The sequence below is a fragment of the Streptomyces xanthophaeus genome (assembly GCF_000725805.1).
Lineage (GTDB): Bacteria > Actinomycetota > Actinomycetes > Streptomycetales > Streptomycetaceae > Streptomyces > Streptomyces xanthophaeus.
The window spans coordinates 49,153-61,362 of the sequence record NZ_JOFT01000008.1 but is presented as its reverse complement, the minus strand read 5'-3'; the positions used below and the strand labels follow the sequence as shown (position 1 = coordinate 61,362).

19 protein-coding genes are annotated in these 12,210 nt (G+C 73.8%); 8 read left to right on the top strand and 11 right to left on the bottom strand.

Annotation, left to right across the window (positions count from 1 at the left end; genetic code table 11):
• The first annotated feature begins 254 nt into the window (after nt 1-254).
• Nucleotides 255-605, top strand: a complete 351-nt coding sequence (locus tag IO30_RS0100280) for a subtilase-type protease inhibitor (protein WP_078903661.1) — start codon at nt 255-257, stop codon at nt 603-605.
• A gap of 15 nt (nt 606-620) precedes the next feature.
• Here the strand turns inward: IO30_RS0100280 and IO30_RS0100275 are convergent, their stop codons facing one another.
• From IO30_RS0100275 to IO30_RS0100250, 6 genes are all read right to left on the bottom strand, one after another.
• A complete protein-coding gene (locus IO30_RS0100275) occupies nt 621-1,118 on the bottom strand; it encodes an NUDIX domain-containing protein (RefSeq protein ID WP_031137938.1) in 498 nt (165 codons plus the stop codon).
• Nucleotides 1,119-1,168: 50 nt separating this feature from the next.
• The gene (locus tag IO30_RS0100270; RefSeq protein WP_031137936.1) at nt 1,169-1,972 is read right to left on the bottom strand and encodes a GNAT family N-acetyltransferase; all 804 of its coding nucleotides are present in this window, start codon (nt 1,970-1,972) and stop codon (nt 1,169-1,171) included.
• A gap of 92 nt (nt 1,973-2,064) precedes the next feature.
• A complete protein-coding gene (locus IO30_RS0100265; RefSeq protein WP_031137934.1) occupies nt 2,065-3,075 on the bottom strand; it encodes a glutathione S-transferase family protein in 1,011 nt (336 codons plus the stop codon).
• Nucleotides 3,072-4,100: an iron-containing redox enzyme family protein gene (locus IO30_RS0100260; protein ID WP_031137932.1), complete on the bottom strand. Its 1,029-nt coding sequence runs from the start codon at nt 4,098-4,100 to the stop codon at nt 3,072-3,074. The genes IO30_RS0100265 and IO30_RS0100260 overlap by 4 nt, the downstream gene beginning before the upstream one ends.
• Nucleotides 4,097-4,411: a CDGSH iron-sulfur domain-containing protein gene (locus IO30_RS47810; RefSeq protein WP_078904461.1), complete on the bottom strand. Its 315-nt coding sequence runs from the start codon at nt 4,409-4,411 to the stop codon at nt 4,097-4,099. Before IO30_RS47810 ends, IO30_RS0100260 begins: the two co-directional genes overlap by 4 nt.
• Nucleotides 4,395-5,123 carry a HemK2/MTQ2 family protein methyltransferase gene (locus tag IO30_RS0100250; protein WP_078904460.1) on the bottom strand — a complete coding sequence of 243 codons (729 nt, stop codon included), beginning with the start codon at nt 5,121-5,123 and terminating at the stop codon, nt 4,395-4,397. Before IO30_RS0100250 ends, IO30_RS47810 begins: the two co-directional genes overlap by 17 nt.
• Before the next feature lie 162 nt (nt 5,124-5,285).
• Between IO30_RS0100250 and IO30_RS0100245 the strand changes: the two genes are divergently transcribed.
• Complete coding sequence (locus tag IO30_RS0100245) at nt 5,286-5,987, top strand: HAD family hydrolase (protein WP_031137927.1); 702 nt, start codon at nt 5,286-5,288, stop codon at nt 5,985-5,987.
• Between the two features lie 53 nt (nt 5,988-6,040).
• The gene (locus IO30_RS0100240) at nt 6,041-7,135 is read left to right on the top strand and encodes a carboxylate-amine ligase (protein WP_031137926.1); all 1,095 of its coding nucleotides are present in this window, start codon (nt 6,041-6,043) and stop codon (nt 7,133-7,135) included.
• Nucleotides 7,136-7,151: 16 nt separating this feature from the next.
• Here IO30_RS0100240 and IO30_RS0100235 read toward each other — a convergent pair whose 3' ends face one another.
• Nucleotides 7,152-7,898: a VOC family protein gene (locus IO30_RS0100235; RefSeq protein WP_037892666.1), complete on the bottom strand. Its 747-nt coding sequence runs from the start codon at nt 7,896-7,898 to the stop codon at nt 7,152-7,154.
• A 254-nt stretch (nt 7,899-8,152) separates the two neighbouring features.
• On the opposite strand from IO30_RS0100235, the gene IO30_RS0100230 reads away from it, so the two are divergent.
• The gene (locus IO30_RS0100230) at nt 8,153-8,404 is read left to right on the top strand and encodes a hypothetical protein (protein ID WP_031137922.1); all 252 of its coding nucleotides are present in this window, start codon (nt 8,153-8,155) and stop codon (nt 8,402-8,404) included.
• 5 nt (nt 8,405-8,409) lie between these two features.
• Nucleotides 8,410-8,841, top strand: coding sequence for a hypothetical protein (locus tag IO30_RS0100225; protein ID WP_063768113.1), 432 nt, complete (start codon nt 8,410-8,412; stop codon nt 8,839-8,841).
• Between the two features lie 119 nt (nt 8,842-8,960).
• Here the strand turns inward: IO30_RS0100225 and IO30_RS0100220 are convergent, their stop codons facing one another.
• Nucleotides 8,961-9,374, bottom strand: a complete 414-nt coding sequence (locus tag IO30_RS0100220; RefSeq protein ID WP_031137918.1) for a response regulator — start codon at nt 9,372-9,374, stop codon at nt 8,961-8,963.
• Nucleotides 9,375-9,540: 166 nt separating this feature from the next.
• Between IO30_RS0100220 and IO30_RS0100215 the strand changes: the two genes are divergently transcribed.
• Entirely contained in the window at nt 9,541-10,143 is a 603-nt protein-coding gene (locus tag IO30_RS0100215; protein ID WP_031137916.1) for a DUF3159 domain-containing protein, read from the top strand.
• A 10-nt stretch (nt 10,144-10,153) separates the two neighbouring features.
• On the opposite strand, the gene IO30_RS0100210 is transcribed toward IO30_RS0100215, so the two are convergent.
• Nucleotides 10,154-10,471, bottom strand: coding sequence for a cytochrome b (locus IO30_RS0100210; RefSeq protein WP_051901746.1), 318 nt, complete (start codon nt 10,469-10,471; stop codon nt 10,154-10,156).
• Between IO30_RS0100210 and IO30_RS45125 the strand changes: the two genes are divergently transcribed.
• Complete coding sequence (locus IO30_RS45125) at nt 10,472-10,669, top strand: hypothetical protein (protein WP_031137912.1); 198 nt, start codon at nt 10,472-10,474, stop codon at nt 10,667-10,669.
• A gap of 12 nt (nt 10,670-10,681) precedes the next feature.
• Here the strand turns inward: IO30_RS45125 and IO30_RS0100200 are convergent, their stop codons facing one another.
• Both IO30_RS0100200 and IO30_RS0100195 read right to left on the bottom strand, forming a co-directional pair.
• The gene (locus IO30_RS0100200) at nt 10,682-11,194 is read right to left on the bottom strand and encodes a flavin reductase family protein (protein ID WP_031137909.1); all 513 of its coding nucleotides are present in this window, start codon (nt 11,192-11,194) and stop codon (nt 10,682-10,684) included.
• A 111-nt stretch (nt 11,195-11,305) separates the two neighbouring features.
• On the bottom strand, nt 11,306-11,572 hold the full coding sequence (locus IO30_RS0100195; protein ID WP_031137906.1) for a DUF4235 domain-containing protein: 267 nt from the start codon (nt 11,570-11,572) through the stop codon (nt 11,306-11,308).
• 235 nt (nt 11,573-11,807) lie between these two features.
• Here IO30_RS0100195 and IO30_RS47500 point away from each other — a divergent pair, with 235 nt between their 5' ends.
• Nucleotides 11,808-12,164 (top strand): Ku protein, encoded by a 357-nt coding sequence (locus tag IO30_RS47500; protein ID WP_280824015.1) that lies wholly within the window; start codon nt 11,808-11,810, stop codon nt 12,162-12,164.
• The last annotated feature ends 46 nt before the right edge of the window (nt 12,165-12,210 follow it).

Genomic DNA, 12,210 nt, shown 5'->3' with positions numbered 1-12,210 from the left:
TCCGCGGCGGGAGCCGGCCGCACCTCCTTTGAGCTGCCCGAACGACCATTCGGTCGCCGATATTCGAACGCTCTGTCCGTAAACCGACCGTCGATGTGCGGTGACCCTTCGTATCCGACAGGCTCTGCTTCATCGGAACGCGATATCGCAAGTAAGTGTCGCGTTCAACCTTGAAATCGAAAGTGAGTCTTGTCGTGCGCCGCTTCACCACCGTCTCCGCCGCCGCCCTCCTGTGCCTCGCCGGCGCCACCGGCATGGCAGAGGCCAAGCCCACGAGCCTGTACGCCCCGTCCGCCATGGTCTTCACCGTGACCCAGGGCGACGACACCGTCGTACGGGCCACCACCCTCAGCTGCGCGCCGAGCGCCCAGGGCACCCACCCCGACCCCGCCGCCGCCTGTGCGGCCCTGAACGCCACCGACGGCGCGTTCGACGGCCTGCTGGCCGCCCCGGACACGAACCGGGCGTGCCCGATGCACTACGACCCCGTCACCGTCATGGCGGAGGGCGTGTGGCAGGGCAGCCGCGTCGCCTGGAAGCACACGTTCTCCAACGCCTGCACCATGTCCGCGACCCTGAACGGCAACGCCGTCTTCGCGTTCTGACCGGTCAGGACCGCTCTAGCGCCAGCCCCGCAGCGAGACCCGGGAACCGCCGCTGAGGAAGCCCTGCAGGGCGCTGCCCGTCGAGGGGACGAATCCGCCCGGCAGGTCGTCGAGGTCGACCCACCGGACCTGAGCGTGCTTGCCGGGTTCGCGGTTGCTGACCTCGCCGCTCCACTCGCGGGTGGCGAAGACGACGGTGAGGAAGCCGTTGGGAGCCTCGACGCCCCAGGCGCCGTGGACGACGTGGACGACCTCGAGCGACGCGGGTTCCACGACGAGGCCCGTCTCCTCGTGGAGCTCGCGCACCGCGGTCCGGGTGATCGGCTCGCCCGGTTCGCTCTTGCCGACCGGCAGGTCCCACAGGCCCTGACCGAACTTGGCGTCCGGCCCCCGCTGGAGCAGGACGATGCGGTGGTTGGCCGTGTCGTGCACGATGACGGCCGCCACCAGCACCGTCATCGCATCGAACGCCGGGGTCAGTGCCGGCGGACGGTCACCGGTGTCCTGCACCACGGGGGTCTCCTTCGCCAAATGGTCCGGTACGCCTACGGGTTGAGCCCCACTCAGCCCGTCGACGGCTGCGGCAGGGCGGTGAAGGTGGCCTCGGTGAACTCCGACACCTCGCGGAAGCCGAGCCTGCGGTAGAGCCCGACGGCCGTGGCGTTGTCCGCCCGGACGTTCAGCCCGATGTGGTCCACGGTCCGCCCGAGCCGCCGGCACAGCTCGGCCACGCAGGCACCGGCCGCGCCCTGCCCCCGTACGTCCGGGTGCGTGGTGACGTTCCCGATCGCGGCGACCCGGTAGTCGGCCGAGTAGACGTGCACGCCCGCGACGGCGACCAGCCGCCCGTCGTGCCGGGCGCCCACGTACTGGCCGGTGTCCAGCATCCGCCGGTCGAACCAGTTGCCCGGGTACGCCTGCTCGAACAGGGCCAGCAGCTCCGGCAGGTCGGTCCGGTCGAGCACGGCGGGCCGCCACCGGCCCTGCGGGTGCTGCGCCGCACGGTCGGGCTCCGCCAGCACCATCCGCAGCAGGGTGCCGTGCGGCTGCACCGCGTACGCCGACTCCAGCACCTTGCCGGCCGCTCCGGTGAGGTGCCCGAAGAAGCGCCGGGGGAGCACGGGCAGCAGCGCTTCGGTCAGCTCCTCCAGGGCGCCGGCCTCGCCGGGGCGCGAGAAGGCGAGCAGGGTCGGGATGTCACCGACCGCGTACAACAGCGCCACCGGGCCGTCCTGCGACACCGTGTACCAGCTGGTGTGGGGCCACAGCAGGTCGTCGAGGTCGCCGAGTTCCATCAGGTGCATCGCCGGATCGCGCCGGAAGCGGTCGGCCAGGGCGGAACGGTCGTGGAGGCTGCGCAGAGTCACCCGCCCAGCCTACGGGGGTCACCGGCCCGGTCGCGTACGGGGTCCGTGACGGTCCGTCCGCGCGCGCCGCCCCACGCCGCCGGGCCGTGTGGTCACCGCTGCGGCGGAGCGTGGCCGGCCGGGAGAGCCTCCTCGGGCCGGACCGGTCCGGGCGGGGTGCCGTCGCCGAAGGGGCGCCCGCCCAGTGACGCCCGGTCGTGCGGTGCGAGCCAGCCGGACAGGTCCGGGCCGACGGGCACGATGCCGGCCGGATTGATGTCCTCGTGGACCAGGTAGTAGTGCCGTTTGATGTGGTCGAAGTCCACCGTGTCACCGAATCCGGGCGTCTGGAACAGGTCCCGTGCGTACGCCCACAGGACCGGCATCTCGGCCAGCTTCTGCCGGTTGCACTTGAAGTGGCCGTGGTACACGGAGTCGAAGCGCACAAGGGTCGTGAACAGCCGCACGTCGGCCTCGGTGACGGTGTCCCCGACCAGGTAGCGGGAGGACCCGAGCCGCTCGGTGAGCTGGTCGAGACGGGCGAACAGCCGCTCGTACGCCGAGACGTACGCCTCCTGGGACCCGGCGAAGCCCGCCCGGTAGACGCCGTTGTTCACGTCCTGGTAGACCGCCTCGTTCACGGCGTCGATCTCCGGCCGCAGGGCCTGCGGATAGAGCGCGGGGGCTCCCTCGCGGTGGTACGCCGCCCATTCCAGCGACATGTCGATGGTGATCTGCGGGAAGTCGTTGGTCACCACCTCGCCGGTCGGCACGTCCACCACGGCCGGCACCGTGATGCCCCGGTCGTAGCCGGGGTCGCGGGCGAGGTACGCCTCCCGGAGCCTCTCGATGCCCAGCACCGGGTCCCGGCCGCCCGGGTCCAGGTCGAAGCTCCAGCTGCGCTCGTCGTGGGTCGGGCCCGCCACGGCCATCGGCAGTGCGTCCTCCAGCCCGAGGAGCCGCCGCACGATCACCGCCCGGCTCGCCCACGGACACGCCCGGCTGACCACCAGCCGGTACCGGCCCGGCTCCACGGGGAAGCCGTCCCGCCCGTCGGCGGTGATCCGGGTGCCGATGTACCGGCTGTCCCGCGTGTACGCGCTGCCTCGGTTCACGTAGCTCATCGCGGCTCCTGCGGGGTGCGCAGCGCCGACCGGCCCTGTTCCCAGGCCGTACGGACGTGCGCGGCGAGGCGGTCCTCCAGCAGGACGGTCGCCGCGCAGCCGAAGGCGATGTCCGGCTCCAGCCCGGGCTCGTCGGCCAGCAGGCCGCCGATGACCTCGTGCCGCACGACCTGTTCGTGGACGGCGTCGGCCTCCACGTGCTCCGCGTAGAAGTGCTCGGCGGCCGGCCCGGCCCCGCAGCGCCGCATCGCCGCGGCCAGGCGGCGGGACCCGGGGGAGGAGGTGACCTCGACGCAGGCGAAGTGCCCCACGAGCGCGCCGCGCCGGGCCCGGTGCAGGCCGAGGAGGGACATCAGGTTGACGGTGGCCAGCAGGGGTGCCGGGGCCCGGTCGAGGTAGCGGCCGTAGGCGGGGTCCAGTCCGAGATCGCCCATCAGGTCGGCGTAGAGCCGGGCGTGGATCCGCTCGGCGTGGCCGCCGCCGAACTCGTCGTACTCGATGGCGACCATCGCGGCCTTGGCCCGGCCGGCCAGGCGGGGGATCACCCAGACGTGCGGGTCGGCCTCCTTGAGGTGGTAGAGGGAGCGCAGCATCGCGTACTCGCGCAGCTGCCACAGCTCGCCCTCGGTCTCCAGGTAGTGGCTGAGGCTGCCGCTCAGGTCGACGGGCTCCACGAGCAGCGGGGCGAACGCCTCCGCCACGGTGCGGGGCGCGTCGGCGAGGTCGGTGCGCAGCGCGTGCAGGAACCGGGTCTCCAGGGCCTGGCGCAGGCGGAGCAGGTCGGCGTCCCATTCGAGCTCGTCGGCGACGTCGGCGAAGCCGCGGTAGTGCAGTTCGTACAGGAGGTAGAGGGCGAATTGCAGGTCCTCGCCCCACGGGTCGGCGCGCAGGACCCCGGCGGTGGCCCAGGCCGGTGACCTGCCGCTGCGCAGGGCCTCGACCACGGCCGAGGACAGTGCGCCGCGGCCCTCCACCAGGGCGGGTCCGGCTGTCGTGCCCTCGGGGGCGGCGGTGTGCGGGGTCATCGGGGGCTCCTCTCCTGGGGCGGGGGCGTCGCGCGTTCGCGGGGGCGGTGGCTGGTGTCGCACCAGGGGTAGGTGCGGCTGCGGCGGCAGGTGCAGACGGCGACGACGAAGCGGTCCGAACGGGCGAGAGTGCCGTCCTCCAGGAGGATCTCGACCGGACCCTCGACCAGGACCGGCCCGGACCGTTCGACGGACACCCTGCGGGCGCGGGGGCACGAGGAGTCGGGGGAGCCGGGCTCGGGGGAGCCGGGTCCGGGGGAGCCGGGTCCGGGGGAGCCGGGCTCGGGAGTGCGGTCAGCGGCAGTGGGCACGGACGACCACCAGTTCCTCCCGCTCGTCGCCGGCCCCCGCCAGACCCCGGTCCTGCAGCCAGGCCCGGCGGGAGCGCAGCACCGGCCCCCACGGCACGGATGCCCGCGCCGTGATCCGGGCGCTCAGCCCTTCCCGCTCCAGGCGGTCCAGCGTGGCCCCGGGCCCGCACATCGCCGAGTGCACCATCAGCAGGACACCGCCCGGGCGCAGCAGGGCCGGGGCGGCCGCGCAGATCCGGTCGACGACGTGGCGCCCGTCGGGGCCGGCGTCCCAGGCCCGCGCGGACCCGCGCGCGGGCAGCTGTTCGCGGGGCGAGGGCACGTAGGGCGGATTGGCGAGGACCAGGTCGAAGCGGCGCCCCTCGGCCCGGGTCGCGAAGTCGCCGTGCAGCACGCGCAGGGGCAGGCCGTGGCGCCGTGCGTTCAGGCGGGCCGCCAGCACCGCGGGCCAGGAGACGTCGACCGCGGTGACCCGCGCGCCCCGGGACGAGGCGTGGAGCGCGAGGGCCCCCGTACCCGTGCCGATCTCCATGACCTCCGCATCCGGCCCGAGGGGTTCGTGGGCGAGGGCGTCGGCGAGCAGCCGGGTGTCGGCCTGCGGGCGGTACACGCCGGGCGGCGCGAACACCCCGAGGGCGTCGTTCCACCCGGTCACCGCTTCGCTCGGCGTGGGGATCGGCAGGGGAATCGGTACGGGAATCGAAGGGATCATGCGCTGCGCCTACCCGCTATCGGGGTCGTTGCACGTCACGGAGAGTGGCGCGGCGGCGGGGGTTCAAGCGCGACGCACCGGGCAGGCGCCGGAGGCAGGCTGCACGGCACGGGGGCCCGAGGAGCGCGCACCCGCCGGGGAAGCCGGGAGGACGTCACCGCCATGAACCGCGCCGCCAACGACCGCGCCGCTCTCTTCGACATCGACGGCACCCTGACGGACACCAATCACCTCCATGTCGTCTGCTGGTGGGAAGCGCTGCGGCAGGCCGGACACCGGGTGCCGACGCACGCCATCCACCGGGCGGTCGGCCTGCCGGGCGAAGACCTCCTCGACCACCTGCTGGGCCAGGACCGCGACCGCACCGACGACGACGTACTCAGCGCCGCCCACGACACCCTGTACGCCACGTACTTCGACCGGCTCCCCGCCCTGGACGGCGCCGCCGACCTCCTCCGGGCGCTGGCCCGGGACGGCTGGCAGGTCCTGCTCGTCACCTCCGCCCAGGACAGCGAACTGGGCGCCCTGCTCCGGGCCGTCGACGCCGACGACGCCATCACCGACACCGCGACCGCCGACGACGTCGACGAGGGCAAACCCTCGCCCGCCCCCGTCCGGCACGCCCTGGAACTGGCGCAGGTGCCGCCCGGGCGCGCGGTGTTCGTCGGCGACACGGTCTGGGACATGAAGGCGGCCACCCGAGCGGGCGTCGCCGCGATCGGCTTGCTGTGCGGAGGGATCCCGCGCCCGGACCTGGAGGAGGCGGGAGCCGCCGCCGTCTACCGCGACCCGGCCGAACTCCTGGCCCGTCTGGGCGACAGCCCCTTCGGACAGGTCCCGGGAGACGCACAGGTGGAGGCATGAGGCCGAGCTCCCCGATATGGGGTGATCAAGACGTCAGCGGGTATTCGTCGCACATGATCACTTTGGGTGTCGAAGAGGAGTACCTGCTGGTGGATCCGGACACCTTCCTCCCCGTGCCGTGGGCGGAGGACGTGCGCAGGATCGCAGGTCTCGGGCCCCTCACCGAGGAGGGGGAGGTCCAGGACGAGCTGCTCCAGGCCCAGGTCGAAGTCGCCACCCCCGTCTGCACGGAACTGGAGGAGGTGGGCGGCCACCTCCTGCGGCTGCGGCACGTGCTGGCATCCGCCGCGGAGGAGCGCGGCTGCCGCCTCGTCGCCACCGGGGCCGCGCCGGTCAGGTCGGCCGAGCCGGTTCCCGTGACGCCCAAGCCGCGCTACCGCAAGCTGGAGGGCGTGGGACGGCTGCTGGTGGACGAGCAGCTGATCAGCGGCATGCACGTCCATGTGGCCGTGCCCGACCCGGAGACCGGGGTGGCGGTCCTGAACCGCATCCGGGTGTGGCTTCCGACGCTGCTGGCGATGTCGGCGAACTCGCCCGTGTGGGACGGCAGGGACACGGGTTTCGCGAGCTGGCGGACGATCGTGTTCGGCCGCTGGCCCGTGAGCGGCCCCCCGCCGTACTTCCACGGGTACGCCGACTACGAGCAGCGCTTGGATGCGCTGGTCGCGTCGGGAGTCATCAGCGACCGCGGCCAGCTGTACTGGCAGGCCCGACTCTCCGACCGGTTCCCCACCGTGGAGGTCCGGTGCCAGGACGTCCAGCTACGGGCCGACGACGCCGTCATGCTGGCCGGTATCGTGCGCGCACTGGTCACGGTCGCCATCGCCGAGGAGAAGGCCGGGACCGCCCAGCCCCTGTGCCGGCCGGAGCTGCTGCAAGCCGCCACCTGGCACGCGGCCCGGCACGGGCTCGACGGCTCCCTGGTCGACCCCGAGGGCATCAGGCGAAGCAGCGGGGACGTCCTGTGCATGCTCCTGCGCCACATCACCGGGGCCCTGGAGGAAAGCGCCGACTACCGCGAGGTGAGCTCCCTCGTCCACCGGCTCCTCCAGGAAGGCACCCCGGCCGACCGGCAGCGGCGGGCCGTGACCGAGGGAGGCATGCCCGCCCTCGGTGCTCTGCTGCTCGGGGCGCTGTCCGCGGGCTGAGCGGAGGAGCCCGCGCTCAGGCCGGGGCGCCGGCTGCGCTCTGGGGTGCGACCACGGTGAAGAGGGCCCCGTCGGGGTCGGCCAGTACGACCGACCGGCTGACGCTGGATGTCTCGACGGGGGAGGCGGTCCGGCCGCCCATGCCGGTCGCGGCCTCGACGGCGGCCTCGAGATCCGGAACCCGGAAGTGGACGTGCCAGCGGGGGTGGACCTGCGGGTCGGGGTCCTCGTCGACCGCGCCGCCGCTGATTCGGGCGACGGCGTCGTGGCCGTGGCGCAGGACCACGTGGTCGTGCTCGTAGGAGACGGTGCAGCACCCGGGGCGCCGGCCGGCCCATTCGAGGACCTCCCCGTAGAAGATGGCCGCGGCGAACGCGTCGCGCGTGCGCAGCTCCAGCCATGCGGGAGCGCCCTCGCGGCCCACGGTCCAGTCCGGGATGACCTCGCCCTGCCAGAATCCGAAGGAGGCACCCGCGGGGTCCGAGGCCAGGCCTGCGCGGCCGGTGCCGAAGGCGAGGGGCCCCACCGCCATCGTGGCGCCGCGTTCCCGGATGCGTGACGCGGTGACATCGGCGTCCTCGACGGCGAAGTACGGGGTCCACGACACCGGCATGTTCATGCCTCCCACCGGTGCGGCGATGCCCGCGACGGGCGCCCCGCCCTGGAAGGCGACCGTGAACCCTTCTCCCAGGCGGGTGCGGCGGAAGGTCCAGCCGAGCACGGCACCGTAGAACCGCTGTGCGGCGTCCAGGTCCCGGGCCATCAGGCTCACCCAGCACGGCGCACCGAACACCTCATGACTCGACGTCGACACAGCTGTCCACCTCATCTGCCGACATGCCCGACGGGACGTTTCCACCGTAGACCCGCAGGCAGTGCCGGGCCGCGAGGGACTCGTGCGTACTGACCCGGCCCGGGCCGAACGGGTGCCCGCCGCCGCGGGGCTCACGGCCCGCCCCGTCTGAGGTCGGCCGCGCGGGGTAGGCGCCCAGGACCAGCGCCACCGAGGAGGACAAGATGACCGACCAAGAGAAGTCCCGGCGCCGCCCGCGCACCACACCGTCCGAGGCCGTCGGTGAGAGCGGCGACCGAGAGGCCAGGCAGCAGGCGGACGAGGCCGTCTCGCGGCGTTCCGGCGAAGGCGGCGACCCGGGCAAGGGTGAGGCCAGGGGCGGTGCGGACGCCCACGGTCACGCCGCCAAGCGGCAGAGCCCGGGCATCGGCCGTGAGGAGCAGGCCCGCCCGGACGACGCCGGCCGGAAGGAGTGATCCGCATGCGGACCGCAGCGGCAAGGGCCCTGGGCGTGGCCACCCTCGGATACGGCGTGGCGGTCGCCTGCCGCCCCCGGCTCCTGGCCCGCCCCTGCGGCCTGCCCGAGACGGGCTCCACGGCGCTCCTGATCCGGGCCCTGGGCGTACGGGACGCGGTCATCGGCGCCGCGATGGCGACGGTGCCCGGGGGAGCGGCCCTGCGTACGGCCGTCCTGTGCCGGGTCGCGGTCGACGCGGGGGACGCGCTGCTCTTCGGCACCTTCCTGGCCCGCCGGACCGAACGGGCGAAGGCGGCCTCGGCCGCCCTGGCCTGGGCGGGGCTGTGCGGATGGACACTGACCGGCGGCGCCACCGGGGCGGCCTCGCCGCTCCTGGAGGACGCGGCCATGGTCGGCGTACGGGCGGCCCAGTCCGCCACGCGGGCGGAACTCTGACGGCTCCCGGCGGGGGCGGACGTCCGCACCAGCCGCCCCGTCCGCACCAGCCGCCCCGTCCGCACCCGCTGCCCTGTCCGCACCCGCCGCCCCGTCGGCACCAGCCGTAGCGGTACCGGTCAGCGCATCCCGTCGGGGTCGCAGCTGGCGCGGCGCCGGCCGATCGTACGCAGGGCGCGCATCAGCCCTTCCGCGTCCCCCTCGCGCACGACGTGCACGGCCCCCTCGACGGTGAGCCCGGACATCGCCCGCGGCACGGCGGCGGCAGCCGTCCGCAGGACGACCCCGCTCGGGGGATCGAGGGCGCGCACGCCGTGGAAGACGCCGAGGGCGTCCGGAACGGCGTCGAGGCTCTCGGAGCCCGGGGGGAGGGACAGGACGGTGATGTCCGGCAGCAGGACGCGCGCGTGCGCCAGGGCGACGACGGGGTCCTGGGCGTGCGAGACGACCCGGAAGTGAGGGTTGCGCTGGATGCCCGAACGAAGCCGTTCCAGTGCCTCGCCCTCGGGTACGCCGACCAGCAGGACCGTCATCACCCTTCCCATCCTCCGGCCCGGTGCGCCGCCGCGCGACCGTACCGCCCGGAATGCGGGGTCACGCGGGCGCTCGCAGGATGGGACCGAGGCGGGTGCCGGCCAGGCGACCGCGGTGACCGCTCCATTCCGCTCCGTTTTCGCCCCGTACCGCTCAGGAGGCCCGATGGCTGGGGACCGCGCCGAGGACGGGAACACCCGCCGCACCGGCATCTTCATGGGCTTCGTGCCGTGGATCATCTTCGACGTGGTGGCGGGCCCCAGTACCTGGAAGCTGGCCGCGCTCACCGCGCTGGTCGCCTCGCTGGTGCTGTACCTGCCCGACCTGCGGCGGGGGAGCGTCAAGCTGCTCCAGGTCACCGGGCTGGTGTTCTTCGCCGTCCTCTCGGTCCTGGGTCTGTTGCTCGACCGCGAGGACCTGCTCTGGCTGGAGACGTACGCCCAGACCCTGTCGAGCACGGTGATCGCGGTGGTGGCCCTGGGGTCCCTGGCGTTCACCCCCTTCACCGAGCAGTACGCCCGTGAGGCGGTGCCCCGCGAGGTCTGGGGCTCGCCGCTGTTCCGCCGGACGAACCGCGTGCTGACGGCCGTGTGGGGAGCGGTGTTCGTGGTCATCGCGGTGCTCGGCCTGGTGGCCGTGGAGTCGGAGCGCCAGGCGGACTGGCTCAATTGGGTCATCCCGGTCGTCCTGCTCGTGCTGGCGGTGAAGTTCACCGCCTGGTACCCCGAGCACGTGCGCGGGGCGGCCCGGGCAGCCCGGGAGGCCTGACCCGCTGGTCTCAGAGCATCCGCCGCAGCAGACCGTCGCGGCGGACCACCGTGTGCTTCCGTACCAGCCCGAGATGGACGGCGAGGGCGACGGAGAAGGCCAGGTGCGCAGCGACGTGCGGGGCCGGCGCGTCGTCGTCACCGACGACGGGCAGCCACAGCCCGGTGAGCGGCATCGCGAACAGCAGGACGTACAGGCAGGCTTCGGTCCAGTGGGCCGGCCTGCGCTCGCGCGGGGACGGGCACGGGGCCCAGGGCGGCAGGCCGGTGGCCCGCCGCCAGGCCAGCCGGAACACCGCCGGCACGAGGACCGTCAGCCCCAGCAGCACGTGCGCCGTGAGCAGGCGGTCGTCGCCGAACAGCTCGAACCGGTCCTCGCCGCCCCGCCCGCGCCCCCGCCCGGACTCCCCGCCCCGTCCGCGTCCGCGCCCGTGCCCGCCGTCGCCGCCAGCCGGTATCCGACGGTGAACTGGCCGAGGAGCAGGAGGGACACCTTCCAGTGCAGCGCCTTGGCGACCTTCCCGTAGCCGTGCTCGCCGCTACGCAGGATGACCGGCCTCCAGGTCGCGGACGTCGGCGTACCGGAGCGCAGGAGCGGCCGGAGCGTCTTGCGGCGCGGACTGCTCGGCCGGCGAGAGCAGGAAACCCACGTGGTCACCGCCCGGGACGGTGTCCTCGATGCGGCCGGTGAACCAGGCGCGGACCTCGGACAAGACGGGGGCGCCGCCCGCCCCCGGCCGCCATCCGAGTCCGGCGAACTTGTCCACCTCGTCGCCGGTGCTGCCGCCGAAGAGCTCGGCCAGCGCTCGCTGGTCCCGGTGCAGGACGTGCACCGCGAGGTGGTCGGCGTCCTTCGCGACCCGGTAGGTCCGGTTGGCCGTGGACAGCCAGACGACGAAGCGCGGCGGTTCGATCGAGCACTGCGAGGCGAACCCGACCAGGCAGCCGGCCCGTCTCCCGCCCGACGCGGCCGTGACCACGTACATCGGGCTGTCCAGGGCGTCGGAGAAGGGAACGGGGTCGGTGTCGGTTTGGGGGTCCGGGTCCGGCATGTCACACCTCAGAGGTCCGTGCGGGCGGGGGCGTACGTCCCCCATCCATAGGGGCGCCGGGCCGCCGCCGGTTGAGCTGCCTTGAGGACCCGGCCCCGCCTGTGCGGCAGGTCAGGCGGGCCAGGTGCCCGTCAGCCGCCGCACGCCCGTGGCGCCCGCCCGGTCCACGGCCGCCTTGACCAGGGCGAACACCGCGCCCTGCAGCGCGGCGGCGAGGAGGATCTCCCGCCACGAGCGCTCCTCGTCCATGGCGTCGGGAGCGTCGCCCTCGTCGCCGACGACCTTCCAGACCTCCTTGAACAGCAGCCCCGCGGCCAGGCCGCTGACCGTGCCGAGGGCCAGCCCGAGGGGCCGGTAGGCGAGCTTCGCCTTGTTCATGGTGTCCTCCCGAGTCCTGCGGCCCGCGGGGCCGCGTCCGTCGTCCGTACCCGGCCCCTGCCCCGTGGGCCGCAGGTGATGTGTCCCCACATGCGAAGAAGGAGCCTGGGTAGGAGCCCGGTACGGGGTGCGGTCCGGCCAACCAGGCTGCGACGGGGCCGCACCCCGGCCGGCCACCGCCCACGGGCAGGCCCGGCCGACACCTCGGGGCCCGTGATGCGAGGGCGATGAGGACATGGCGCGTCCGGTGTGGGCGGGAGTCCTGAGCTTCGGCCTGGTGAGCCTGCCGGTGGGGATGTACACGGCCACCGACAGTCACACGATCCACTTCCACCAGCTGCAGCGCGGCACCTCGGACCGGATCCGCAACCGGCGCGTGAACGAGCGGACGGGGGAGGAGATCGGTCTCGGCGGCATCGTCAAGGGCTTCGACACCGGCGGTGAATACGTCCTGGTCGAGCCGGAGGAACTGGACGAGATCGCCCCCGGCCGCTCGCAGAGCCTGGAGATCACCGGCTTCGTCGACCTCGACCAGGTCGACCCGATCTTCTTCGACAAGACCTACTACCTCGGCCCCAAGGGCAAGGGGTAGGGCAAGCTCTACGCGCTGCTGCAGAAGGCCCTCGCCAAGGCCAACC

Coding starts and splice junctions, on each gene's coding strand:
- IO30_RS0100265 (WP_031137934.1), bottom strand. CDS start 3,075: ATGAGCTACGTGAACCGAGGCAGCGCGTACACGCGGGACAGCCGGTAC.
- IO30_RS0100245 (WP_031137927.1), top strand. CDS start 5,286: ATGAACCGCGCCGCCAACGACCGCGCCGCTCTCTTCGACATCGACGGC.
- IO30_RS0100215 (WP_031137916.1), top strand. CDS start 9,541: ATGGCTGGGGACCGCGCCGAGGACGGGAACACCCGCCGCACCGGCATC.
- IO30_RS47500 (WP_280824015.1), top strand. CDS start 11,808: ATGGCGCGTCCGGTGTGGGCGGGAGTCCTGAGCTTCGGCCTGGTGAGC.
- IO30_RS0100235 (WP_037892666.1), bottom strand. CDS start 7,898: ATGGCCCGGGACCTGGACGCCGCACAGCGGTTCTACGGTGCCGTGCTC.
- IO30_RS0100250 (WP_078904460.1), bottom strand. CDS start 5,123: ATGATCCCTTCGATTCCCGTACCGATTCCCCTGCCGATCCCCACGCCG.
- IO30_RS0100230 (WP_031137922.1), top strand. CDS start 8,153: ATGACCGACCAAGAGAAGTCCCGGCGCCGCCCGCGCACCACACCGTCC.
- IO30_RS0100260 (WP_031137932.1), bottom strand. CDS start 4,100: ATGACCCCGCACACCGCCGCCCCCGAGGGCACGACAGCCGGACCCGCC.
- IO30_RS0100280 (WP_078903661.1), top strand. CDS start 255: ATGGCAGAGGCCAAGCCCACGAGCCTGTACGCCCCGTCCGCCATGGTC.
- IO30_RS0100200 (WP_031137909.1), bottom strand. CDS start 11,194: ATGCCGGACCCGGACCCCCAAACCGACACCGACCCCGTTCCCTTCTCC.
- IO30_RS0100240 (WP_031137926.1), top strand. CDS start 6,041: ATGATCACTTTGGGTGTCGAAGAGGAGTACCTGCTGGTGGATCCGGAC.
- IO30_RS0100220 (WP_031137918.1), bottom strand. CDS start 9,374: ATGACGGTCCTGCTGGTCGGCGTACCCGAGGGCGAGGCACTGGAACGG.
- IO30_RS0100225 (WP_063768113.1), top strand. CDS start 8,410: ATGCGGACCGCAGCGGCAAGGGCCCTGGGCGTGGCCACCCTCGGATAC.
- IO30_RS0100195 (WP_031137906.1), bottom strand. CDS start 11,572: ATGAACAAGGCGAAGCTCGCCTACCGGCCCCTCGGGCTGGCCCTCGGC.